This window comes from Kitasatospora sp. NPDC093679, assembly GCF_040683455.1.
GTDB classification, from domain to species: Bacteria; Actinomycetota; Actinomycetes; order Streptomycetales; family Streptomycetaceae; genus Kitasatospora; species Kitasatospora arboriphila.
On sequence record NZ_JBFBDW010000017.1, the window covers coordinates 74,521 to 97,989 of the forward strand.

The 23,469-nt window shown below is 71.7% G+C and carries 21 protein-coding genes and 2 tRNA genes; 5 read left to right on the top strand and 18 right to left on the bottom strand.

Translation table 11 applies throughout. The features are described 5' to 3' along the window. The first annotated feature begins 36 nt into the window (after positions 1-36). The 3 genes from AB0O09_RS16775 to pknB all read left to right on the top strand — a co-directional run bounded on the left by AB0O09_RS16775 (position 37) and on the right by pknB (position 5,230). Positions 37-1,404 carry an FtsW/RodA/SpoVE family cell cycle protein gene (locus tag AB0O09_RS16775; RefSeq protein ID WP_344623085.1) on the top strand — a complete coding sequence of 456 codons (1,368 nt, stop codon included), beginning with the start codon at positions 37-39 and terminating at the stop codon, positions 1,402-1,404. Between the two features lie 14 nt (positions 1,405-1,418). Next, positions 1,419-2,882 carry a penicillin-binding protein 2 gene (locus tag AB0O09_RS16780; RefSeq protein WP_363542420.1) on the top strand — a complete coding sequence of 488 codons (1,464 nt, stop codon included), beginning with the start codon at positions 1,419-1,421 and terminating at the stop codon, positions 2,880-2,882. Between the two features lie 287 nt (positions 2,883-3,169). Continuing rightward, positions 3,170-5,230: a Stk1 family PASTA domain-containing Ser/Thr kinase gene (gene pknB, locus AB0O09_RS16785; RefSeq protein WP_363542421.1), complete on the top strand. Its 2,061-nt coding sequence runs from the start codon at positions 3,170-3,172 to the stop codon at positions 5,228-5,230. 77 nt (positions 5,231-5,307) lie between these two features. Here pknB and AB0O09_RS16790 read toward each other — a convergent pair whose 3' ends face one another. The 5 genes from AB0O09_RS16790 to AB0O09_RS16810 form a co-directional block, all read right to left on the bottom strand. Beyond that, positions 5,308-6,003 (bottom strand): class E sortase, encoded by a 696-nt coding sequence (locus AB0O09_RS16790; RefSeq protein WP_363542422.1) that lies wholly within the window; start codon positions 6,001-6,003, stop codon positions 5,308-5,310. A 24-nt stretch (positions 6,004-6,027) separates the two neighbouring features. Continuing rightward, positions 6,028-7,110: a class E sortase gene (locus AB0O09_RS16795; RefSeq protein ID WP_363542423.1), complete on the bottom strand. Its 1,083-nt coding sequence runs from the start codon at positions 7,108-7,110 to the stop codon at positions 6,028-6,030. 4 nt (positions 7,111-7,114) lie between these two features. Beyond that, the gene (locus AB0O09_RS16800) at positions 7,115-7,774 is read right to left on the bottom strand and encodes an aminodeoxychorismate/anthranilate synthase component II (protein WP_363542424.1); all 660 of its coding nucleotides are present in this window, start codon (positions 7,772-7,774) and stop codon (positions 7,115-7,117) included. 62 nt (positions 7,775-7,836) lie between these two features. Then, entirely contained in the window at positions 7,837-8,004 is a 168-nt protein-coding gene (locus AB0O09_RS16805; RefSeq protein ID WP_363542425.1) for a hypothetical protein, read from the bottom strand. A 79-nt stretch (positions 8,005-8,083) separates the two neighbouring features. Next, a complete protein-coding gene (locus tag AB0O09_RS16810; RefSeq protein ID WP_363542426.1) occupies positions 8,084-8,842 on the bottom strand; it encodes a DUF881 domain-containing protein in 759 nt (252 codons plus the stop codon). Between the two features lie 166 nt (positions 8,843-9,008). Between AB0O09_RS16810 and crgA the strand changes: the two genes are divergently transcribed. Next, complete coding sequence (gene crgA, locus AB0O09_RS16815) at positions 9,009-9,257, top strand: cell division protein CrgA (protein WP_344623025.1); 249 nt, start codon at positions 9,009-9,011, stop codon at positions 9,255-9,257. 296 nt (positions 9,258-9,553) lie between these two features. On the opposite strand, the gene AB0O09_RS16820 is transcribed toward crgA, so the two are convergent. Continuing rightward, on the bottom strand, positions 9,554-10,444 hold the full coding sequence (locus tag AB0O09_RS16820) for a rhomboid family intramembrane serine protease (protein WP_363542427.1): 891 nt from the start codon (positions 10,442-10,444) through the stop codon (positions 9,554-9,556). A gap of 81 nt (positions 10,445-10,525) precedes the next feature. Next, positions 10,526-11,050, bottom strand: coding sequence for a peptidylprolyl isomerase (locus AB0O09_RS16825; protein WP_363542428.1), 525 nt, complete (start codon positions 11,048-11,050; stop codon positions 10,526-10,528). Positions 11,051-11,225: 175 nt separating this feature from the next. On the opposite strand from AB0O09_RS16825, the gene AB0O09_RS16830 reads away from it, so the two are divergent. Beyond that, positions 11,226-12,098 carry a DUF5324 family protein gene (locus AB0O09_RS16830; RefSeq protein ID WP_363542429.1) on the top strand — a complete coding sequence of 291 codons (873 nt, stop codon included), beginning with the start codon at positions 11,226-11,228 and terminating at the stop codon, positions 12,096-12,098. A 104-nt stretch (positions 12,099-12,202) separates the two neighbouring features. Here AB0O09_RS16830 and AB0O09_RS16835 read toward each other — a convergent pair. From AB0O09_RS16835 to gnd, 11 genes are all read right to left on the bottom strand, one after another. Then, a tRNA-Ala gene (locus AB0O09_RS16835) sits at positions 12,203-12,275 on the bottom strand. Positions 12,276-12,404: 129 nt separating this feature from the next. Continuing rightward, positions 12,405-12,533 (bottom strand): DLW-39 family protein, encoded by a 129-nt coding sequence (locus AB0O09_RS16840; protein WP_014137031.1) that lies wholly within the window; start codon positions 12,531-12,533, stop codon positions 12,405-12,407. A gap of 162 nt (positions 12,534-12,695) precedes the next feature. Then, the gene (locus AB0O09_RS16845; protein WP_363542465.1) at positions 12,696-13,004 is read right to left on the bottom strand and encodes a DUF6191 domain-containing protein; all 309 of its coding nucleotides are present in this window, start codon (positions 13,002-13,004) and stop codon (positions 12,696-12,698) included. 262 nt (positions 13,005-13,266) lie between these two features. Next, positions 13,267-13,340: transfer RNA gene (locus AB0O09_RS16850), tRNA-Ile, on the bottom strand. Between the two features lie 16 nt (positions 13,341-13,356). Then, complete coding sequence (locus tag AB0O09_RS16855; protein ID WP_363542430.1) at positions 13,357-14,733, bottom strand: cyclopropane-fatty-acyl-phospholipid synthase family protein; 1,377 nt, start codon at positions 14,731-14,733, stop codon at positions 13,357-13,359. A 216-nt stretch (positions 14,734-14,949) separates the two neighbouring features. After that, positions 14,950-15,582 carry a DUF3566 domain-containing protein gene (locus AB0O09_RS16860; RefSeq protein ID WP_363542431.1) on the bottom strand — a complete coding sequence of 211 codons (633 nt, stop codon included), beginning with the start codon at positions 15,580-15,582 and terminating at the stop codon, positions 14,950-14,952. Positions 15,583-15,850: 268 nt separating this feature from the next. Next, positions 15,851-18,379, bottom strand: coding sequence for a DNA gyrase subunit A (gene gyrA, locus AB0O09_RS16865; RefSeq protein WP_344623083.1), 2,529 nt, complete (start codon positions 18,377-18,379; stop codon positions 15,851-15,853). A gap of 115 nt (positions 18,380-18,494) precedes the next feature. Further along, a complete protein-coding gene (gene gyrB, locus AB0O09_RS16870) occupies positions 18,495-20,495 on the bottom strand; it encodes a DNA topoisomerase (ATP-hydrolyzing) subunit B (RefSeq protein ID WP_363542432.1) in 2,001 nt (666 codons plus the stop codon). Positions 20,496-20,766: 271 nt separating this feature from the next. Continuing rightward, positions 20,767-21,300 (bottom strand): DciA family protein, encoded by a 534-nt coding sequence (locus AB0O09_RS16875; protein ID WP_363542433.1) that lies wholly within the window; start codon positions 21,298-21,300, stop codon positions 20,767-20,769. A 113-nt stretch (positions 21,301-21,413) separates the two neighbouring features. After that, a complete protein-coding gene (gene recF / locus AB0O09_RS16880; RefSeq protein ID WP_363542434.1) occupies positions 21,414-22,547 on the bottom strand; it encodes a DNA replication/repair protein RecF in 1,134 nt (377 codons plus the stop codon). Between the two features lie 29 nt (positions 22,548-22,576). After that, positions 22,577-23,452 carry a phosphogluconate dehydrogenase (NAD(+)-dependent, decarboxylating) gene (gene gnd, locus AB0O09_RS16885; protein ID WP_363542435.1) on the bottom strand — a complete coding sequence of 292 codons (876 nt, stop codon included), beginning with the start codon at positions 23,450-23,452 and terminating at the stop codon, positions 22,577-22,579. Between the last annotated feature and the right edge of the window lie 17 nt (positions 23,453-23,469).

The following is a 23,469-nucleotide window of genomic DNA, read 5'->3' on the forward strand; positions in this document are numbered from 1 at the left end:
ACCGACCGCCGCGGCGCGCGGCGGGGCAACACCACGATCACGCCGCAGAACGCGCCGAACCGCCGCAACACCGAGCTGGCCATGCTCGGCTTCGCGGTGGTGCTGCCGATGTTCGCCTACGCCAACGTGGGCCTCGCGATGGACGGCTCGCTGCCGGCCGGCATGCTGGCGTACGGCCTCGGCATGGGCGCCCTGGCGCTGGTCGCGCACCTGCTGATGCGCCGGTTCGCGCCGTACGCGGACCCGCTGCTGCTGCCGCTGGCCACCCTGCTCAACGGGCTGGGCCTGGTGATGATCTGGCGGCTCGACAAGGCCGGCAAGCTGCTCGCCAACAACTTCCCGGCGGCCGCGAACCAGCTGATGTGGTCGGGCCTGGGCATCGCGTTCTTCATCGGCGTCATGGTGCTGCTGAAGGACCACCGGATCCTGCAGCGGTACACGTACATCTCGATGGCGGTGGCCCTGGTGCTGCTCGCCGCGCCGGCGTTCTTCCCGGCCCGGGCGGGCGACTTCGGCGCCAAGATCTGGATCCACATCGGCAGCTTCTCGATCCAGCCCGGCGAGTTCGCCAAGATCATCCTGACGGTGTTCTTCTCCGGCTACCTGATGGTCAAGCGGGACGCGCTGGCGCTGGCGAGCCGCCGCTTCATGGGCCTGTACCTGCCGCGCGGCCGCGACCTCGGCCCGATCATCGTGGTCTGGCTGCTGTCGATCCTGATCCTGGTCTTCGAGACCGACCTCGGCTCGTCCTTCCTGTTCTTCGGCCTGTTCGTGGTGATGCTGTACGTCGCCACCGAGCGCACCAGCTGGATCGTCTTCGGCCTGGTGATGTCGATCGGCGGCGCCACGGTGGTGGCCTCCGTCGAGTCGCACGTGCAGACCCGCATCAACTCCTGGCTCGACCCGATGGCGGCCTTCGCCGACCCGCCGCCGCCCGGCACCAGCGAGCAGATCGGCCAGACCCTGATGGCCTTCGGCTCCGGCGGCGTCACGGGCAGCGGCCTCGGCCAGGGCCGCTCGTGGCTGATCCAGTTCGCCGCGAAGAGCGACTTCATCCTCGGCTCGTTCGGCGAGGAGCTCGGCCTCACCGGCATGATGGCGGTCTTCCTGCTGTACGGCCTGATCGTGCAGCGCGGCCTGCGGACGGCCGTCGCCGCCCGCGACCCGTTCGGCAAGCTGCTCGCGGTGGGCCTGTCCTCGGCGTTCGCGCTGCAGGTCTTCGTGGTCGCCGGCGGCGTCACCGGCCTGATCCCGCTGACCGGCATGACGATGCCCTTCCTCGCCCAGGGCGGTTCCTCGGTGGTGGCGAACTGGGCCCTGATCGCCATCCTGCTCAAGATCAGCGACAGCGCGCGCCGCCCGGCCGCCGAACCGGAGCCGGCCACCGCCCCGGCCTCGGCCTGAAAGGGATCCGACACGTGAACAAGCCCATCCGCCGGGTCTCGGTCTTCTGCCTGATCCTCGTCCTCGCCCTGATGGTGCGCACCAACTGGGTGCAGGGCGTCCAGGCGCACGCCTGGGCGACCAACAAGAACAACGACCGCAACAAGTACGACCGGTACGCCTACCCGCGCGGCAACATCGTCGTCGGCGGCCAGGCGGTCACCAACTCGGACTTCGTCAACGGCCTGCGCTACAAGTACAAGCGCAGCTGGATCGACGGCCCGATGTACGCCCACGTCACCGGCTACTCCTCGCAGTCCTTCGGCACCAGCCAGCTGGAGTCGCTGGAGGACGGCATCCTGGCCGGCACCGACTCGCGGCTGTTCTTCCGGAACACCCTCGACATGCTGACCGGTGACGACAAGAAGGGCGGCGACGTCGTCACCACGATCGACGCCAAGGCCCAGAAGGCCGCCTTCGAGGGCCTCGGCAACAAGAAGGGCGCGGCGGTCGCCCTCGACCCGCGCACCGGCGCGATCCTGGCCCTGGTCTCCACCCCGTCCTACGACCCGGGCAAGTTCTCCGGCAGCTCGAAGGCGGACCAGGACGCGTGGACGGCCGTCAACGCGGACCCGAACAAGCCGCTGCTGAACCGGGCGCTGCGCGAGACGTACCCGCCGGGCTCGACCTTCAAGCTGGTCACCGCCGCCGCCGCGTTCGAGGACGGCAAGTTCCAGAACCCCGGGGACAAGACCGACACCCCGGAGCAGTTCTTCCTGCCGGGCACCAAGACCGAGCTGAAGAACGCCAGCAAGACCGAGCCCTGCACCAACGCCACGCTGCAGGACGCCATGGACCTGTCCTGCAACACCGTCTTCGGCAAGATCGGCTCGGAGCTGGGCGGGCAGAAGCTCCGGGCGCAGGCGGAGAAGTTCGGCTTCAACAACGCCAAGGTGGACGTGCCGATCCGGGCCTCCGCCAGCGTGTTCCCGTCCAACTCGGCGCCGGACGGCACCGCGATGGACGCCATCGGCCAGCACGACACCCGGGCCACCCCGCTGCAGATGGCGATGGTGGCCGCAGCGATCGCCAACAACGGCACGCTGATGGAGCCGTACCTGGTCGACCAGGAGCGGTCCAGCACCCTCGCGGTGGTGTCCAAGCACTCCGAGAAGGTCATGAGCCAGGCGGTCTCGGCGACCACCGCCCAGAAGCTGCAGCAGCTGATGGAGTCGGTGGTGCAGAACGGCACCGGCACCAAGGCGAAGATCGACGGGGTCACGGTCGGCGGCAAGACCGGCACCGCCCAGCACGGCCAGGACAACAGCGGCCTGCCGTTCGCCTGGTTCATGTCCTACGCCAAGGGCGCGGACGGCAAGCAGGTCGCGGTGGCGGTCGTGGTCGAGGACGGCGACAGCGACCGGAACGAGATCAGCGGCGGTTCGATCGCGGCCCCGATCGCAAAGAGCATCATGCAGGCGGTGGTGCAGGGCAAGTAGCAGCGGGCGCCCGCCCCGAGGATCCGAGGCCCGACGACCTGAGGGAATCGTCACAGTGGGACCGTTCCGGTGCATACCGGTCTGGTCTCAGCTGGCAGGCTGTTCGGGTTGCCACGGGTTCGCCCGGTAGCGTATCCGCCAGCAGCGGGTGTACCCACTGCTGAGCCGCGGCTCCGGCCGCGGGGTCGGCGCCGCAGAACCGCTGTGGCGGTGGCAAGCGTCCAACAGTGCGTGCGGGGTCACCTACGTCACATCCTCACCACCCGGTGAGGGAGAGGGTCGGAACTATGGAAGAGCCTCGTCGCCTCGGCGGCAGGTACGAGCTCGGCGGCGTCCTCGGACGCGGCGGCATGGCCGAGGTCTACCTGGCCCATGACACCCGGCTCGGCCGCACGGTCGCCGTGAAGACCCTCCGCGCGGACATGGCACGCGACCCGTCGTTCCAGGCCCGCTTCCGCCGCGAGGCGCAGTCCGCGGCCTCGCTGAACCACCCCGCGATCGTCGCCGTGTACGACACCGGCGAGGACTACATCGACGGGATCTCCATCCCGTACATCGTGATGGAGTACGTCGAGGGCTCGACCCTGCGCGAGCTGCTGCACTCCGGCCGCCGGCTGCTGCCGGAGCGCGCGCTGGAGATGACGATCGGCATCCTGCAGGCGCTGGAGTACTCGCACCGCGCCGGCATCGTCCACCGCGACATCAAGCCCGCCAACGTGATGCTGACCCGCCAGGGCAACGTCAAGGTGATGGACTTCGGCATCGCCCGGGCGATGGGCGACGCCGGCATGACGATGACGCAGACCTCGGCCGTCATCGGCACCGCCCAGTACCTCTCCCCCGAGCAGGCCAAGGGCGAGACGGTCGACGCCCGCTCCGACCTCTACTCCACCGGCTGCCTGCTGTACGAGCTGCTGACCGTGCGCCCGCCGTTCGTCGGCGACTCGCCGGTGGCGGTGGCGTACCAGCACGTGCGGGAGGAGGCCCAGCCGCCGTCCGCGTTCGACCCGGAGGTCCGCCCCGAGGTCGACGCGATCGTGCTGAAGGCGCTCGCCAAGGAGCGCGACTACCGCTACCAGAGCGCCGACGAGATGCGCGACGACATCGAGCGCTTCCTCGACGGCCTGCCGGTGGCCGCGGCCCAGCAGGCCGCCGCGTACGGCATGGGCGGCGCCGGGTACGGCTACGACCAGGGCGGCGCCGCGCAGTACGACCCGTACGGCCAGACCAACCTGCTGCCGCAGCAGGGCGCGGCCGGCCCGACCACGATGCTGCCGCAGGTCGGCTCCCAGCAGCCGGGCTACGGCTACCCGCCCCAGGCGCAGGACGACGGCTACGGCGGCTCCGGCGGCCGGGGCGGCGGCTACGAGGACGACGACAACTACGGCCGCGGCAGCCGCCGGCAGAGCCAGCAGAAGAAGAACAACACCTCCTGGATCGTGCTGGCCGTCGCGGCCGTGCTGGTGCTGGTGGGTGCGTTCTTCGTCGTGCAGGCGATGCTGAACAGCGGTGGCGGCGGCGGCAAGACGACCGCGCCGAACCTGGTCGGCCTGAGCTTCACCGACGCGCAGGCGAAGGCGAAGACGCAGAACGAGAAGCTGCAGGTGCAGCAGGGCACCCCGATCGCCTGCCCGGACGCCAAGATCCAGAAGGATCAGGTCTGCACCCAGGAGCCGGTCGCCAACTCGCAGATCGACATCAACACGCCGATCAAGGTGCACCTGTCCTCGGGCCCGGTGGAGACGGACATCCCGGACGTCACCGGCCAGTCGGTGGACGCGGCGACCACGACGCTGACGGGCAAGGGCTTCACGGTCAAGACCGAGATCAAGAACGACGACTCGGTCGCCCAGGACAAGGTCATCTCGTACAGCCCGAACGGCAAGGCCGCGGCGGGCACGCAGATCACCCTGACCATCTCCGGCGGCGCCGGCAAGGTCGCGGTGCCGCCGGTGACCGGCCAGACCAAGGACGCGGCCAGCCAGGCGATCACCGACGCCGGCCTGACGGTCAAGGTCGCCACCCAGACGGTGACCGACCCGGCCCAGGTGGACGTCGTCCTCGACCAGAACCCGAAGAGCGGCCAGCTGAAGAAGGGCGCCCAGGTCACCATCACGGTCGGCAAGCTGGCGGAGAAGCCCTCGGTGCCGATCCTCGTGGGCAAGACCTACAAGCAGGCCTTCGCGCTGCTGACCCAGAAGGGCCTCCAGCCGCAGGTCGTCTTCGGCCCGCAGGACGACAACGCGATCGTGCTGAGCAGCGACCCGCCGTCCGGCACCCCGGTCGACGCGGGCTCGGTCGTCCGTCTGACCACCCGGGCCGGTGACGGCCCGCCCACGGGCAACTGACGGACCGAAGTCCACGGAAGGGGCCGCGCAAGCACCGCGCGGCCCCTTCCGCGTTCCCGGGCCGCCGCAGCGGTCCTTCAGGCCGTCAGTTCGGGCGGCGGGGTGCGGCGGGCGTCCACCGGCTCGACCCGCTGCAGGCTCCCCCACACCACCAGCCGGTACAGCGAGGTGTACACCGGCGTGCAGGTGGTCAGGGTGAGGTAGCGGCCGGGCCGGGTGTACGGCGATCGCTCGGGGACGGGGGCGATGACGCCGGTGTCGTCCGGGGAGGTCTGCGGCAGGACGCCGTCGACCCGGTAGACGTACCAGTGGTCGTCGGTCTCGATCACCACCGGGTCGCCGGGGCCGAGCCGGTCGAGGTCGTGGAAGCGGGCGCCGTGCCCGTCCCGGTGCGCGGCCAGGGTGACGTTGCCGACCGGGTCCCAGGGCATCGCGGAGCGGTACGGCGCCTCGTAGAGGCCGGCGACGCCGGTGTCCAGGACGTCGGCACCGGTGCCGGCCCGGATCAGCACCTCGTTGCCCCGGCCGAGCGCGGGGACGTGCAGGAAGCCCACGGCGCCGGCGGACCGGGCCCGGCCCCCGGCGGGCGGCGGGGCGCTCCAGCCGGCCCGCAGCCGGGCCGCCTGCTGCGCGGTCTGCCGGTCCGCGACCAGGTCCGTCCACCAGACCGAGTACACCGCGAAGAGGGCGATCACCGCCCCGAGTGTGATCATCAGCTCGCCCGCGGCGCCGACCACCGCCCGGATCCGACGACCGACGGACACAGGACTCACGGCAGGGCCTCCCGGGGTGCGGGATCAGCCGGTGAGCGCGGCGGGCTTGCCCTGGCTCCTCGGCCGTTCCTCGAGCATCTTCCCGAACACGATCAGGCGTCCACGGGCGCTGAACTCGGGTGTACACGTGGTCAGCGTGATGTAACGACCCGGTTGGGTGAACGGCGAGCCCTTGGGGACGGCCTGGATGACCGTCACGTTGGTCGGCGGGGTCTCCGGGATGCCGCCGGCGACCTCGTAGGTGTAGAAGGTGGTGGCGGTCTCCACCACGATCTTGTCGCCGGGCGCCAACTGGCCGATCTTGCGGAAGGGCTGACCGTGCGTCGTGCGGTGCGCGGCGATCGCGAAGTTGCCGGCCTTGTCCGCCGGCATCGCGGTGCCCGTGTAGTGGCCGACCAGGCCCTTGTCGAGCACCTGCTGCTTCTGGGTGCCCTCGGCGATCGGGTACTTGAGGCCCAGTTTGGGGATGTACAGCAGCGCGAAGCCCTTGCCGGGCTCGAACTGCCCGGCGGGCGCCGCACCGGGCGCGGGCGTCCCGGTGGGCTGCGGGGCGCTGTTCCACTGCTGTTCCAGCCGGTCCCCGGCGGCGTTCGCCGAGGCGTCGGCCTGCACGTTGGTCCACCACAGCTGGTAGGCGACGAAGAGCAGCATCACCAGGCCGAGGGTGATGAAGAGTTCGCCGACCGCCCGGGCCACGACGACGCGCTTCTTCTCCTGCGGCCGCGGCCGGGCGGCGGCGCCGGAGCCGCCCGGGGCCCGGCGCCGGCCGGTGCCGGGGGCGCCCAGCCCGCTCGCCGCCCGGCGGCGCTCGGCGCGGCCCCCGGGGGCGGGCGCCGCGGGCACTGCCGTCTCGGGAACCGTCCGCAGCTGCATCGTCCGGTCGTCGAACTGCGGGCCGCCGAACTGCGGACCGCCGAACTGCGTTTCGGCGAACTGCGGTTCGGCCCGGACGCCCGGCGCCGCGTCACGGTGGGACCCCGGCTGCGGCGGGGTCTGCTGCGGAGCCTGCTGCGGGAACGACTGCGGCAGGTCGGCGGACTCGTAGACGCCCCAGTCGTCGGCCCCCCGACCCGGCTGACCGCCCCCCTCCGGGCGTACGGCGGTCACCGCGTCAGCTCCGGCCGATGACCGGGGCGAGCCCGCGGGACCGTCCGACCGCCTCCGGGAACCCGCATTCGGCGAGCCAGTTGGCCAGCATCCGGTGGCCGCCCTCGGTGAGCACCGACTCGGGGTGGAACTGGACGCCCTCGACGGGCAGCTCGCGGTGGCGCAGGCCCATGATCACGCCGCTCTCCGTCCGTGCGGTCACCACCAGGCCGTCAGGCACGGTGCCGGGCTCGACCGCCAGCGAGTGGTAGCGGGTCGCGGTCATCGGCGAGGGCAGGCCCTCGAAGACGCCGCCGTCCTCGTGCTCCACCAGCGAGGTCTTGCCGTGCAGCAGCTCGGGCGCGCGGCCCACCACGGCGCCGTAGGCCACGGCGATCGACTGCAGGCCGAGACAGACGCCGAACACCGGCAGACCGGTCGAGGCGCAGTGGTGCACCATCTCGACGCAGACGCCGGCCTCCTCCGGGGTGCCGGGGCCGGGGGAGAGCAGCACCCCGTCGAAGCCCTCGTCCCCGGCGCGGCGCACGGCGTGCTCCACGGTCACCTCGTCGTTGCGCACCACCTCGCAGGTGGCGCCCAGCTGGTACAGGTACTGGACGAGGTTGAAGACGAAGCTGTCGTAGTTGTCGACCACGAGGATCCGGGGCGAGCCGGCGGAGCTCATGCGTGCTTCTCCTGGGGTGGGTCCGGGTGCGGATCGGGCAAGGGACGGGGGGCGGCGGCCGGTCAGCCGGTGCCGCTCTCCACCGTGACGTCGCCGAAGGGCAGCAGCGGTTCGGCCCACGGGAAGACGTACGTGAACAGGACGAAGACCGCCCCGAGGACGAGCAGCAGCGAGATGATCGCGCGGACCGGGGTGTTCCCCGGCAGGTGGCGCCAGAGCCAGCCGTACATCGAGCTCCTCGGATCGGGTTCGGGGACCAGATTAGACGCCGTACCGCCGGGGCACGCCGTCCGTCGCCTTCCGCACCCCCTAACGAGCGGCCTGGGCCGAGAGATCCACCGAGCCCTGGTAGCCCGGGACGGTGAGGTCGCCGCTCTCCTGGACCTTCCAGCCGAGACCGTAGGCGGCGACGTACTGCAGGTAGTTCTTGATGGCCGGGTCGGCGTCCACCGCCGTGCGCAGGGCGTCCGTCCTGCCGACCGCCCGGATCACGTACGGCGGGGAGTAGACCCGGCCCTGCAGCAGCAGGGTGTTGCCGACGCAGCGCACCGCGCTGGTGGCGATCAGCCGCTGGTCCATGACCTGGATGCCCTCGGCGCCGCCCCGCCAGAGCGCGTTGACCACGGCCTGGATGTCCTGCTGGTGGATGACGAGGTCGTTGACGCCGGGGTCGGGCACGCCGGGGATGCGGGCGGTGGCGTTGGGCGGGGCGTCGTTGAGGGTGACGGTGAGGCCGGGGCCGCGCAGCGGCTCCAGTCCGGCCGTCCGCTCCAGCGCGTCCAGGTGCGCGGTGTCGGCCGGGTCCTGGCTCCCGTCGCCGGCCAGCCGGTCGACCTGGTCGTGCAGGCCGCCGATCTGCGCCTGGATCTGCTGGTTCTGGGTGCTGCGCTGCTGTATGACGTCGCTGAGCCGCAGCAGGGAGTCGTCGGTGCGCAGGTCGGTGCCCTGGGCGGTGCGGGCACTGATGTAGAAGAGCAGACCGGCCAGCGCGAAAACGGTGCAGGTCAGGGCACGGCCGACAATTCGGATGCGCGAGGGGCGGCGAACTGCCGGAGAAGGGGGAATCATGGAATTAGGCACCGTACCCTTATCTCCTTCAGACCCGGCGAACCACTACGCTAACGGACGCCGGTGGCATGTGCGGAGCACGTCTCCCGCTACGGACCGGCCCCACACAGCCGCCCCGCTCCGCTGCACACCGCGCGGTCACAGCGCATCGACAGGAGAGCCCCTCGTGCCGAAGTCCCGAGTCCGGAAGAAGGCCGACTACACGCCGCCGGCCACCACCGCCGTGAAGATCAGCTCCGGCCGCGGCTGGGTCGCCCCGCTGATGCTGGCGTTCTTCCTCATCGGCCTGGTGTGGATCGTCACCTACTACGTGACGAGCGGCGACTGGCCGGTCGGCAGCTGGGGCAACTGGAACATCCTGGTCGGTTTCGGCTTCATCGCGGCGGGATTCGGCGTCTCCACGCAGTGGAAGTAGCAGCGCGGCGCATCCGTTCAGCCTGCCGCCGCCCCGGCCCGTCCGGGGGGGCGTTTCGCTGCCCGCCGTCCGGGCGATCGTACGTTTATCCACACGGTTATCCACACTGGGGAAAACTCGCCCCAGCCTGTGGATAACCTGTTCGCGTTTCCCCGCCGGGCCGCGGCCCGCATTCCGCGGGACCGTGAATTCACCGAGGGGGACGCGCGTAGACCCGGCGAGTGCACAGCACGGGTGGAACGAGCTGTGCACAACCCGCCGCGCGCTGTGGACAACGACCCGTTCCACGGCCGTCCTCAGGCCCCCAGGCGGGCCGTCTCCACCACCACCATCAGCACCACCACGGCCAGCACGCCGGCCACCGTCAGCCCCTGGACGAGGTTCCGGCGGGCCCGCGGCGCGTACATCAGCCCCGCGCCGGTGACCGCGCCGGCGATCAGCCCGCCGACGTGCGCCCGCCAGTCGATCGCCGACACCGAGAAGGTGATCACCAGGTTGAACACCAGCAGGGCGATCACCGGCCCGAGCGGCGTCCGGGTCACCCGGAACAGCACCGCCGTGGCGCCCAGCAGCCCGAAGATCGCCCCGGACGCACCCACCGAGTAGACGTTGCCCCCGGTCACCACGTACGCGAAGGCGTTCCCCGCCAGGCCGGACAGCAGGTACAGCGCCAGGTAGCGCACCCGTCCCAGCACCCGCTCCAGCTGGGGACCGAGCACCCAGAGCGAGACCATGTTCATCAGGATGTGGAACGGCCCGGCGTGCACGAAGACCGCGGTGGCCAGCCGGTACCACTCCCCCGGCCCCTCGGCGACGCCGAAGCGCACCGGGAGGGCCCCGGCGTGCGTTCCGCTGAGCATCGCCAGTCGGACGCCCCACTCCGGGCTGAGGTACTCCGTCACCAGGAAGACCAGCGCGTTGACCGCGATCAGCGCCTTGGTGACCAGCGCACCGTCCGTCACCGGGAGCCCGCCGAAGAGGGTCCTGGCCGGCCGCCGCTCCGCGGCATCGCCGCGCACGCACTCGGGGCAGTGGAACCCGACCGAGGCGCTCACCATGCAGTCCGGGCAGATCGGCCGGCCGCAGCGGGAGCACCCCACCCCGGTCTCCCGCTCGGGGTGCCGGTAGCAGCCCGGCAGCGGCGCCGGCCCCTCCGGCTGCGGACGTACGGGCTCGTCCGGAAGCATCCGGGATTCCCTCCTCGTGACAGGTCCCGGCGGCCGCCCTGCGCGGGCACCACCGGGACCGTCCAGGCTACTGCCAGCGGCTCAGCGCCGGGTGATCTCCACCGACTCGATCACCACGGGCCGCAGCGGACGGTCGTCGCCGTCGGTCGCCACGGCGGCGATCCTCTTCACGACCTCCCGGGCGGCCGGGTCGGTGACCTCGCCGAAGATCGTGTGCTTGCGGGTCAGCCGGGTGGCCGGCGCGACCGTGATGAAGAACTGCGAGCCGTTGGTCCCCGGGCCGGCGTTGGCCATCGCGAGCAGGAACGGCTTGGTGAACGCCAGCTCCGGGTGGAACTCGTCGGCGAACGCGTAGCCGGGGCCGCCGGTGCCGTCGCCCAGCGGGTCGCCGCCCTGGATCATGAAGCCGCCGATCACCCGGTGGAAGACGGTGCCGTCGTAGAGCGGCCTCGCCACCTTCTCGCCGGACTCCGGGTCCACCCACTCGCGGGTGCCCTCGGCCAGCTCGACGAAGTTCGCCACCGTCCGAGGGGCGTGGAAGGGGAAGAGGTCGACCACGATGTCGCCCTGGTCCGTCCTCAGGGTCGCCGTGCGCACGTGGGCCACGACCGTCCTCCTTCGTTCCGGGTGTCACCCCGGGTCGCTCCGGTCACTCGGCACCGGAATCATCCCACGGGCCCCGCGGACGGCCCAGCCCGGCGTGCCCCCCGCCGTAACGGGATGCATGATCTCGAAAGAGGTGGAAATGTGCATACCGGACGCCACCGAAGAGGAGAAGCCCGTGACCCGTCTGGACTCAGCGCGCGAGAACGCCGGCTGGAACAAGGAAGCCGCCGCCGCTTACGCCGTCACTGCCAAGGACGCCGCGCTCCACTACGCGGACGAGGCCAGGCAGCGGTTCGGCCCGGCCGTCGAGGCGCTCGGACCGAAGGCCGCGGCGGCCGGTGCACAGGCCCGCAGCAGCGCCACCCAGGCCGCGCAGGCGGCCCGCGTTCAGTACGCCAAGCACGTCGCTCCGCAGTTGGAGCAAGCCTTCCTCTCGCTGCCCCCGGGCGCGCAGCAGAGCACCCTGAAGGCCGTCCACCGCGCCCAGGAGGCGGCGCTGGCCGCCAAGATCAACGCAGCGAAGGCCGCCGGGCAGGCCAAGGCCACCCTCGGCCCCAAGGTCACCGACGCGTACAGCGGCGCCAGGGCCACCGTCGTCCCGGTCGCCCATGAGGCCCAGGTCCGCGGCGCCGCGGCGCTCACCGCGCTGCAGGGCCACGTGACCGCCTCCGAGATCAGCGAGCTGGCCGCCAAGAACATCAAGAAGGAGAACCGCAGCGGCTGGGCGACCGGCCTCGCGGTCGGCGGCGTCGTCGCGATCGGCGCCGGCGTCTGCGCCTGGCAGTGGTGGCGCAAGCAGAACAACCCGGAGTGGCTGGTCGAGCCCCCGGCGGGCGCGCACAACGGCACCGCGGAGGGCGCCGCCACGACCGGCACGACGACCGGCGCCGCCACGACCGGCACGGCGGCGACCGCCGCGGACACCCCGGTCAACGGCTCCGTCCCGCACGACCAGCAGGGCGACGACGACGCCCCCAAGCCCACCCCGCCGCCGAGCGGGACGGACGAGGAGCGGCCCAAGCCGCACGACCCGCGCAAACCGCACTGACCCCGCGGGCGCTCCGGGCGGATCCCCGAGGGCACGGGCCCACGCGTCCCCGGAAACGACGATCGGCCGCCGACCTGATTCCAGGTCAGCGGCCGATCCGTGTGTGGAGCTTAGGAGATTCGAACTCCTGACATCTGCCATGCAAAGACAGCGCTCTACCAACTGAGCTAAAGCCCCAGCAACAGCACACGGATGCCGTGCACTGCGCACTAGCGTACCCGCTCCCGACGGAAATCTTGAGCGGGCCGCCGACCACGGCCCCGGCCGGGCCGGCCGGACCGGGACCGACGAAGATCGTCCAGGGTCTCAGCGACCGGCCGGGACCGGGTCGGTGGCCTCGGTCCACAGGTCCTGCTCGGCGCGGTCCGCCTGGACCTGACGGTAGACAAAGAAGCCGCCGAGGGCGACCAGGGCGACCAGGAGAAGCTTCTTCACCGCGGGACCTCGTCCTTCTTGCAGATCGGATGTACGAGCATCAAGGGCGGTCGGGCCGACGGACCGCCCTGCGGCCGATGATACACACCGGTAACCCGCTTCCGAGCGGCCCGCCACCGCGTTCAACGCCGCTCCCCCCGTGCCCGATTGACGCGACGGCTCCTAGCGGCGGCCGTCGGCGCCCGAACGGGCGGACAGCACCGCGGTGCCGCGCCGCAGGTCGACGCCGCCGCGGGGCGGGGCCCCGTCGCCCTCCTCGTCGCGGAGCATCAGCGTGGTACCGCGCTGCTTCAGCTCGTGCTGCTTGCCCGCGGCGAACTGGGCGTGCAGCTGCTCGAACCCGGTCGCCGAGATCTGGCCCTCGCGGCCCGCACCGCGCCACGGCAGCCGCCCGGCCCGCCGCGCCCGCAGGGCCAGCTGGTCCACCACGGCCAGCGCCACCAGGGCGCACACCAGCCCGGGCAGGCTCATCGCCCAGAAGATCGCCACGCGTCGACCACCCCCCGTCCCGCACCCGTGCCCTCGGCACCAGCCTGCCGGGCCCGGGACGAAAGGTCCAGGGAGGCGGTTCACCCGGTCGGCGGCCGGCGCCCCACCCGGGTGGCCGAACGGCGCCCGGCCCGCCACCCCGGGTGGACCGGCCCACGGCCTCCGCCGCCGTCGGCGCGGCTCGCTGCCGCAACGGGCAAAGCGAGAGGCCCGGATGACGAATCATCCGGGCCTCTCGTGCAGGTGGGGCTAACAGGACTTGAACCTGTGGCCTCTTCCTTATCAGGGAAGCGCTCTAACCGTCTGAGCTATAGCCCCTTGCCGCACTGAAAGATTAGCGGACCGACGGCCGATCTCCCAAATCCGTATCGGCCGGGTGCTCCGATCGGGGCCGGTCGGAGCTGTGGCGGGCCTCGGCGAGCCACTGCTCGCGGGTGGCGGGGAGGCCACTGGCGCCGGCCTCGGTGGTGCGGACGGCGAGCACCTGGTTGATGCCGATCCGGTTCTCCTCGAAGGCGACGGCCGAGGCGGCCATGTACAGCCGCCACACCCGGGCACGGCCGCGGCCGGCCAGCTGGGCCGCCGTCTGCCAGTGCGCCTCCAGGTTGGCCACCCACTCGCGCAGGGTCAGTGCGTAGTGCTCGCGCAGCGACTCGACGTCCCTGACCTCGAAGCCGGCCTCCTCCAGGAGGGAGACGGTGCTGCCCACCGGCGCGAGCTCGCCGTCGGGGAAGACGTACCGGTTGATGAAGGGGCTGGGGACGTAGGGCTCGCCGGGGCGGTCGGGGCGGCGGGAGATCTGGTGGTTGAGCAGCCGGCCGCCGGGGGCGAGCAGCCCGTACAGGCCGCGGGCGTAGCCGAGGTACTGGACGGCGCCGACGTGCTCGGCCATGCCGACGCTGGAGATCGCGTCGAAGGGGCCGTCGGGGATCTCCCGGTAGTCCTGCAGCCGGATCTCGATCCGGTCGGCGAGCCCGGCGTCGGCGACCCGGCGGCGTGCGTACTCCACCTGCTCGGCGGAGATGGAGACGCCCACCGCGCTGACGCCGTGGTGCCGGGCCGCGTGCAGCAGCAGGGAGCCCCAGCCGCAGCCCACGTCGAGCAGCCGCAGGCCGGGCCGCAGCCCCAGCTTGCGGCAGATCAGGTCGAGCTTGGCCTCCTGGGCGGCCTCCAGGCTCTTCGCCCCGGGCGTCCAGTAGGCGCACGAGTAGACCATGCTGGGGCCGAGGACGAGCCCGTAGAAGTCGTTGCCGACGTCGTAGTGGTGGCTGATGGCCTCGCGGTCCCGGCGGCGGCTGTGGGCGCGCCCGTGGCCCTTGGGGACCTCCTCCGGCGGGGGAGCGGGCTGCGGGCCCACGGCGCCTGCCACGAGGGCGGTGCGCAGGGCGCGCCGCCCGGGGCCCGAGAGGACGTCGGCGAGGCCGGGCCGGTGGACGTCGGTGCGGTCGGAGAACCGGCCGACGGCGGAGAGCACCTCGTAGAGGTCGGTGTCCGGGGCGGTGTCGAGGTCCCCGGAGACGTAGGCGCGGGCGAGGCCGAGCTCGTCCGGGTGCCAGAGCAGGCGGCGCAGGGCGCGCCGGTTGCGCAGGACGAGTCCGGGGGCGCCGGGCGGGCCGGCGGTGCTGCCGTCCCAGGCCGTCAGGCGCACCGGGATCCGGGCACCGAGCAGTGACTCCACCGCACCGACCAGCTCCGTCGCGACCTCGGCCATCAGACACCTCCGAGCAGTCATACCGGACAGTCCGGGCGCCCCCGGCACCGCCACAGCCAACCGCCGCCCGGGGCCGCGGGGCCGTCCGGCACGCCGGGGCGGTGGCGCTGTCACCCGGATGCCAGCGGGCCCCGACAGCTGCAACAGCCGTCGGGGCCCGCGTTGTTCCCGGGAACTGACCCGATGTCAACGATCAGGGAGAGGAGGAGGTGGAGGTCAGTCCTCCTCGGCGAGGGTCAGCTCGACACCGCCGGTGAAGCCGGCCGCGGTGTTGTAGATGAACGCCGAGAGGGTGGCGAGCGCGGTCATCAGCACGACGTCGATGATGGCGATCAGCGTGGTGAAGACCATCACCCGGCCGAAGCCGATGTACTCCATGAGGTCGAAGCCGCCGGAGGTGTCCGAGCCGGTGACGTCCTTGAGCGTGCTGGTCAGCGAGTCGAAGACGCCGAGCGCGTTGAGGACGATCCACAGCACGGCGGAGGCCACGATGATGACCACGCCGACGGCCAGCGACAGCAGGAAGCTGACCTTCATGACCGACCACGGGTCGGCCTTGATCACCCGCAGCCGGGCCTTGCGGACGCGGCCGCCGGCACCGGCGGCGGAGCCGGGGCTGGCGGAGGGCCGGCGCGCGGCCGGGGCGGACTGCGCCGCCGCGCCGGGGACCCGGGTGCCGCGGGCCGGCGTGGGCTGGCCCTTGGAGTAGGTGGTCGGCTGCGAGTAGCCGCCCGCCGAGGGCGGGGCGCTCGGGGCCGGCGGAGCGGACGGCGCGGTGCCGCCGCCCGCGGCGAAGCCGCCACCGGTGCCGCCGGAGCCGGGCTGGCCGGCGGAGGCGACGGGGGGCATCAGCGAGGTGGAAGCGGCCTGGTGCTCGGCCGGAGGCTGCGGTACGCCGCTGTAGGGCGTTCCGCCCTGCGCGGCACCCGGAGCTCCGCCCGCGGCACCTCCCGCTCCGCCCGTGGCTCCACTCACCCTGGTCCTCCCGCCGTTCCTTCCCGGGAGGCCGCCGCCGCCCGGTCATCGTCTGTCGGCCGGCCCCGGCCAGGTGGGCCGGCGCCGGTCGGCAGCCGGCGCGCCCCTCGGGGAGGGCTGCGCCGGCCGCCCGGACGTGCGGTCAGGCCTGGTCGGCCGTGCCGTCCGCCGTCGTCGTGTCCGCGGCGGCCTGGGCCTCGTCGGCCTCGCCCTCCGCGGTGTCCTCGTCCTCCGCCTCCGCGTTGCGGGCCATGCCCACCACCGCGTCGCGCTTTCCGAGGTTGATCAGTTGGACGCCCATGGTGTCACGTCCGGTTTCACGGACCTCGGAAACCCTCGTCCGGATCACGCCGCCCGAGAGGGTGATGGCCATGATCTCGTCGGTCTCCTCGACGACCAGGGCCCCGACCAACGAGCCCCGGCCCTCGACGATCTTCGCCGCCTTGATGCCGAAGCCTCCGCGTCCCTGGACACGGTACTCGTCGACCGACGTGCGCTTGGCGTAGCCGCCGTCGGTGGCCGTGAACACGAAGGTACCCGGCCGGATCACGTTCATCGAGAGGAGTTCGTCGTCCTCGCGGAAGGCCATGCCCTTCACGCCGGAGGTGGCGCGGCTCATCGGGCGCAGCGCCTCGTCCGTCGCGGTGAACCGGATCGACTGGGCCTTGCGGGAGATCAGCAGCAGGTCGTCGTCGGCGGAGACCAGCTCGGCGCCGATCAGCTCGTCGTCCCGGCCCTCGTCGTCCTGGCGCAGGTTGATCGCGATCAGGCCGCCGGAACGGGGGGAGTCGTAGTCCTTCAGCGCGGACTTCTTGACCAGGCCGGCCCGGGTGGCGAGGACCAGGTACGGCTTGTCCTCGTAGGTGCGCACCGCCATGACCTGGGCGATGTGCTCCTCGGGCTGGAAGGCGAGCAGGTTGGCGACGTGCTGACCGCGGGCGTCGCGGCCGGCGTCCGGCAGCTCGTAGCCCTTGGCCCGGTAGACCCGGCCCTTGTTGGTGAAGAACAGGATCCAGTTGTGGGTCGTCGTCACGAAGAAGTGGTCGACGATGTCGTCCTGCTTCAGCTGGGCGCCGCGCACGCCCTTGCCGCCGCGCTTCTGCGAGCGGTAGAGGTCGGAGCGGGTGCGCTTGACGTAGCCGCCGCGGGTGATGGTGACGACGATGTCCTCCTCGGCGATGAGGTCCTCGATGGAGAGGTCGCCGTCGGAGGGGATGAGGGTGGAGCGCCGCTCGTCGCCGTACTTCTCGACGATCGCGGTGAGCTCCTCGGAGACGATCCCGCGCTGGCGGACGGGGGAGGCGAGGATCTGGTTGTACTCGTTGATCTTCGCCTGCAGCTCGTCGTGCTCGCTGAGGATGCGGGCGCTCTCCAGGGCGGCGAGGCGGCGCAGCTGCATCTCGAGGATGGCGTTGGCCTGGAGCTCGTCGATCTGGAGCAGGCCCATCAGACCGGTGCGGGCGGCGTCGGCGCTCTCCGAGGCCCGGATGAGGGCGATGACCGCGTCGATCTGGTCGAGGGCCTTGAGCAGCGCGCGCAGGATGTGGGCGCGCTCCTCGGCCTTGCGCAGCCGGAAGGTCGTCCGGCGGACGATGACCTCGATCTGGTGGGCGACCCAGTGCCGGATGAAGGCATCCAGCGAGAGGGTGCGCGGCACGCCGTCGACCAGGGCGAGCATGTTGGCGCCGAAGTTGGTCTGCAGGTCGGTGTGCTTGTACAGGTTGTTGAGCACGACCTTGGCGACCGCGTCCCGCTTGAGCACGATGACCAGGCGCTGGCCGGTGCGCGAGGAGGACTCGTCGCGGACGTCCGCGATGCCGGCGATCTTGCCGTCCTTGACCAGGTCGGCGATCTTCAGCGCGAGGTTGTCCGGGTTGACCTGGTAGGGCAGCTCGGTGATGACCAGGCACTGGCGGCCCTGGATCTCCTCGACCTCGACGACCGCGCGCATGGTGATCGAGCCGCGGCCGGTGCGGTACGCGTCCTCGATGCCGCGGCGGCCGACGATCAGCGCGCCGGTCGGGAAGTCGGGGCCCTTGATCCGCTCGATCAGGGCCTCCAGCAGCTCCTCGTTGGAGGCCTCGGGGTGCTCCAGGGCCCACAGGGCACCGGAGGCGACCTCGCGGAGGTTGTGCGGCGGGATGTTGGTGGCCATGCCGACCGCGATGCCGGTGGCACCGTTGATCAGCAGGTTGGGGATGCGCGAGGGCAGGACGGTCGGCTCCTGCGAGCGGCCGTCGTAGTTGGAGGCGAAGTCGACGGTCTCCTCGTCGATGTCGCGCATCATCTCCATGGCCAGCGGCATCATCTTGCACTCGGTGTAGCGCATCGCCGCGGCCGGGTCGTTGCCCGGGGAGCCGAAGTTGCCGTTGCCGTCGACCAGCGGCATCCGCATCGACCACGTCTGGGCGAGGCGCACCAGGGTGTCGTAGATCGACGAGTCGCCGTGCGGGTGGTAGTTGCCCATGACGTCGCCGACGACGCGGGCGCACTTGTAGTAGCCCTTCTCGGGGCGGTAGCCGCCGTCGTACATCGCGTAGAGCACGCGCCGGTGCACCGGCTTGAGGCCGTCGCGGACCTCGGGCAGGGCCCGGCTCACGATGACGCTCATCGCGTAGTCGAGGTACGAGCGCTGCATCTCCGTCTCGAGCTCGATCGGCTCGATCCGCAGGGCGCCCTGGGCCTCGGTGTTCTCCGGAGTCTCGTCGCCGTCCGGACGGTTGTCGTCGACCACTGGTGGTCAGTTTCCTTTCACGCGTGACTGGTCCGTGGGATCCCGGTGGGGATCACACGTCCAGGAAGCGGACGTCCTTGGCGTTGCGCTGGATGAAGGAGCGGCGGGCCTCGACGTCCTCGCCCATCAGGACGGAGAACAGGTCGTCGGCCCGGGCGGCGTCCTCCAGGGTCACCTGCAGCAGCAGGCGGTGCGCCGGGTCCATGGTGGTGATCCGCAGCTCCTCGGCGTTCATCTCGCCGAGACCCTTGAAGCGCTGGATGGCGTCGTCCTTGGGCAGGCGCCGGCCGGCCTCGACGCCGGCCGCGATCACGGCGTCGCGCTCGCGGTCGGAGTAGGCGTACTCGAAGTCGTCCTTGCCCCACTTGATCTTGTACAGCGGGGGCATCGCCAGGTACACGTACCCGGCCTCGACCAGCGGCCGCATGAAGCGGAACAGCAGGGTGAGCAGCAGGGTGCGGATGTGCTGGCCGTCGACGTCGGCGTCGGCCATCAGGACGATCTTGTGGTACCGCAGCTTCTCGGCGTCGTAGTCCTCCTGGATGCCGCAGCCGAAGGCCGAGATCAGCGCCTGGACCTCGGTGTTCTGCAGCACCTTGTCGATCCGCGCCTTCTCGACGTTGAGGATCTTGCCGCGGATCGGGAGGATCGCCTGGGTGCGGGGGTCGCGGCCCTGCTTGGCCGAGCCGCCGGCCGAGTCGCCCTCGACGATGAAGATCTCGCACTCCGCCGCGTCCTTGGACTGGCAGTCGGAGAGCTTGCCCGGCAGCGAGGCGGTCTCCAGCAGGCCCTTGCGGCGCGTCAGGTCGCGGGCCTTGCGGGCGGCGACCCGGGCGCTGGCGGCCTGGATGGACTTGCGGATGATGTCCGCGGCCTCGTTGGGGTTGCGGTCCAGCCAGTCGGCGAGGTGCTCGTTGACGACCTTCTGCACGAAGGTCTTGGCCTCGGTGTTGCCGAGCTTGTCCTTGGTCTGGCCCTCGAACTGCGGCTCGCCGAGCTTGACCGAGATGATCGCGGTCAGACCCTCGCGGATGTCCTCGCCGGAGAGGTTGTCGTCCTTCTCCCGGAGCAGCTTCTTGTCGCGGGCGTACCGGTTCATCAGACCGGTCAGCGCGGCGCGGAAGCCCTCCTCGTGGGTGCCGCCGCCGTGGGTGTGGATGGTGTTGGCGAAGGAGTACACGCCCTCGCTGTACGAGGCGTTCCACTGCATGGCGACCTCGACGGAGATCGTCCGGTCCTTGTCCTCGGCCTCGAAGGAGATGACCGAGGGGTGGACGACCTCGCCCTTGCGGGAGTTGAGGTGCGCGACGAAGTCGGCGATGCCGCCGTCGTAGCGGTAGGTGACGGAGAGCGGGTTGCCCTCGTCGTCGGAGTGCTCGGGGCGCTCGTCGGTCAGCGAGATGGTCAGGCCCTTGTTGAGGAAGGCCATCTCCTGGAAGCGGCGGGAGAGCGTCTCGAAGGAGTAGACGGTGGTCTCGAAGATGTCGCCGTCGGCCCAGAACGTGACGCTGGTGCCGGTGCGCTCGGTGGCCTCGTGCCGGTCGAGCGGGGCGGTCGGCGCACCCATCTTGTAGTCCTGGGTCCAGCGGTGGCCGTCGGTGTGGATCTCGACCGCGAGGCGCGTCGAGAGCGCGTTGACGACCGAGACGCCGACGCCGTGCAGACCGCCGGAGACGGCGTAGCCGCCGCCGCCGAACTTGCCGCCTGCGTGCAGCACGGTGAGGACGACCTCGACGGCGGGCTTCTCCTGCCCCGGCACGATGCCGACGGGAATGCCGCGGCCGTTGTCGACGACCCGGACCCCGCCGTCGGGGAGGATCGTCACGCCGATGGTGTCCGCGTGCCCGGCCAGCGCCTCGTCGACGGAGTTGTCCACGACCTCGTAGACCAGGTGGTGCAGGCCGCGCTCACCTGTCGAGCCGATGTACATGCCCGGGCGCTTGCGGACAGCGTCCAGCCCCTCCAACACCTGGATGGCGTTGGCGTCGTAGGAGGTCCCGGTCACGGGGTCGATGGATTCATTGGTCTGGCTGGGATTGCCGGAATCGGCCACGAAGCGCCCTCTCTGGCACAGCGCGGGCCGCACCCCCGCCCCTTCGTCGGGCGGGTCTGCGACCACGGCGTTTCGACTCGGTTGCTGCGAGCAACAGCGTTTGCTCTTCAGTCTACCGGTACGACTGACAGAGACGGGCGTTTGGCAGCCCCTGAGGGCAGATGTGCCGCCCTGAATCCCCTCCGCACATGTCCCGATACTCGCCAGGGGGTCTCAGAGCCCCTGGACGGGCCGCCAGGCGTTCCGGATCCGTTCACTCCGGGTGATGCCGTCAGCCCCAGGTGTCGCCCGGCCCGCGGCTGCCCGGCGCACGCAGCCGGCCGTAGCCGCGTTTGGGGGCGTCCGGACCCAGGACCTTGATCACCCGTACCGTGCCGTGCCCCAGCTCGTGGTTCAGTCGCGCCACCAACTGCCTTGCCAAAAGGCGTAGTTGAGTGGCCCATGCGGTGGAGTCACACTGCACGGTGAGGACCGCCGCGGCTTCCTCGAACTGCTTGGGCACGCAGTGCGCCGCGATGTCCGGCCCGACGATCTGCGGCCAGCGGCCCATCACCCCGCCGACCGCCGCCGGCGCCTCCCAACCCCGCTCCGTGATCAGACGGTTCAGCGCCGCCCCCAGCGGAACCGGATCGCGGCCGTCCGCCCGCGCCCCGCTGCGCAGCCCGTGCCGCTTTGCCTCGCGCTTCTCCCGGACCTGCTCGCCGCGCTGCCGCGCCTGCTCCTTGGCCGCCCGCAGCGCCACCCGGGCCAGGTCGACCCCGGACGGATCGGCCTGCCCGGCCCCCTGCGGCGGCGTCTCGCCCATGCGCGGCTCTCCCTCGTCGCTGCAACGCTGAGCCTTCCAGGGTACGCACCGGCCCGGCCGCGAGGACGCGCGCGGGCCCGCCCGCGCGCCCGGCAAGATCCGAAAGAAACGTCCTAGGGGTCGAGCCGGGCCACCGTGCCCTCGGAGACTGCGTAGCGCGCGCCGGTCAGGGCCTTCGGGACGTCCTCCGGGACGGCCGCGGTCACCAGCACCTGCTCGCCGCCGGCCACCAGCTCCGCCAGTCGGTCGCGGCGCCGCGCGTCCAGCTCGGCGAAGACGTCGTCCAGGATCAGCACCGGCTCGCCGCCGTCCGCCTTCAGCAGCTCGTACGAGGCCAGCCGCAGCGCCAGCGCGAACGACCAGGACTCGCCGTGGCTGGCGTACCCCTTGGCCGGCAGCGGGCCGAGCCGCAGCACCAGCTCGTCCCGGTGCGGACCGACCAGGGTCAGCCCGCGGGCGACCTCCTGCTTGCGCACCTCCTGCAGCGCGGCGAGCAGCTGCTCCTCCGCCTGCTCCCGGCTGGTGGGCAGCGCCCCCTCGAAGGAGCTTCGGTACTCCAGCACCGTCTCACCGCCGCCCGGCGCGAGCTGCCGGTACGCCTGGGCGACCAGCGGCTGCAGCGCACCGACCAGCTGCAGCCGGAAGGCGGTCAGCTCCGCGCCGGCCCGGGCCAGGTGGCCGTCCCAGACCTCCAGGGTTGAGAGGTCCGCGCCCTTGCCGCCGCCCGCCCGGCGGGCCGTCGCCGCCGTCTTCAGCAGGGCGTTGCGCTGCTTCAGCACCCGCTCGTAGTCCTGCCGGACCCCGGCGAGCCGGGGGGCGCGTGCGGTCAGCAGCTCGTCCAGGAAGCGTCGCCGCTCGCCCGGGTCGCCCTTCACCAGGGCGAGGTCCTCGGGGGCGAACAGCACCGTCCGCAGCAGCCCCAGCACGTCGCGCGGCCGGACGTTGTCCGAGCGGTTGATCCGCGCCCGGTTGGCCTTGCCCGGGGTGATCTCCAGTTCGACCAGGGTGGGCCGCTGCTCACGCACGATCGAGCAGCGGACGACCGCCCGCTCGGCCCCCAGCCGGATCAGCGGGGCGTCGGTGGCCACCCGGTGGCTGCCGAGCGTCGCCACGTAGCCGACGGCCTCGACGAGGTTGGTCTTGCCCTGGCCGTTGGGCCCCACGAACGCGGTGACGCCCGGGTCGAGGGGCACCTCGACCCGGGCGTAGGAACGGAAGTCGGCGAGCGACAGATGCGCGACATGCATGGTGGTGGACTGCGCCCGCCTTCCGTGGACTACTTCGACTCGACCGCGTGGCCGCCGAACTGGTTGCGCAGGGCGGCGATCATCTTCATCTGCGGCGAGTCCTCCTGCCGCGAGGCGAAGCGGGCGAACAGCGAGGCGGTGATCGCCGGCAGCGGCACCGCGTGGTCGATCGCGGCCTCGACCGTCCAGCGGCCCTCGCCGGAGTCCGCCGCCCAGCCCTTGAGCTTGGCGAGGTGCTCGTCGTCGTCCAGCGCCCGGACGGCCAGGTCCAGCAGCCAGGAGCGGATGACCGTGCCCTCCTGCCAGGAGCGGAAGACCTCGCGCACGTCGGTGACCTCGGGGGCCGCCTCCAGCAGCTCCCAGCCCTCGGCGAAGGCCTGCATCATCGCGTACTCGATGCCGTTGTGGACCATCTTCGCGAAGTGGCCGGCACCGACCTTGCCCGCGTGCACCGAGCCGAAGTCGCCCTCGGGCTTCAGCGCGTCGAAGATCGGCTTGACCCGCTCGACGTGCTCGGCGTCGCCGCCGTACATCAGCGCGTAGCCGTTCTCCAGGCCCCAGACACCGCCGGAGACGCCGCAGTCGACGAAGCCGATGCCCTTGGCGGCCAGCAGCTCGGCGTGCTTGATGTCGTCCGTCCAGCGGGAATTGCCGCCGTCGACCACCACGTCGCCGGGCGCGAGGAGCTCGGCGAGCTGCTCCACCGTCTCCTGGGTCGGACCGCCGGCCGGCACCATCACCCACACCACGCGCGGGCCGTGCAGCTTCTCGATGAGCTCCTGGAGGCTGTCGACGTCCGCGAGGTCCGGGTTCCGGTCGAAGCCGATGACGGTGTGGCCGGCGCGGCGGATGCGCTCGCGCATGTTGCCGCCCATCTTGCCGAGACCGATGAGGCCGAGCTCCATGACAAGTCCTTCACTGT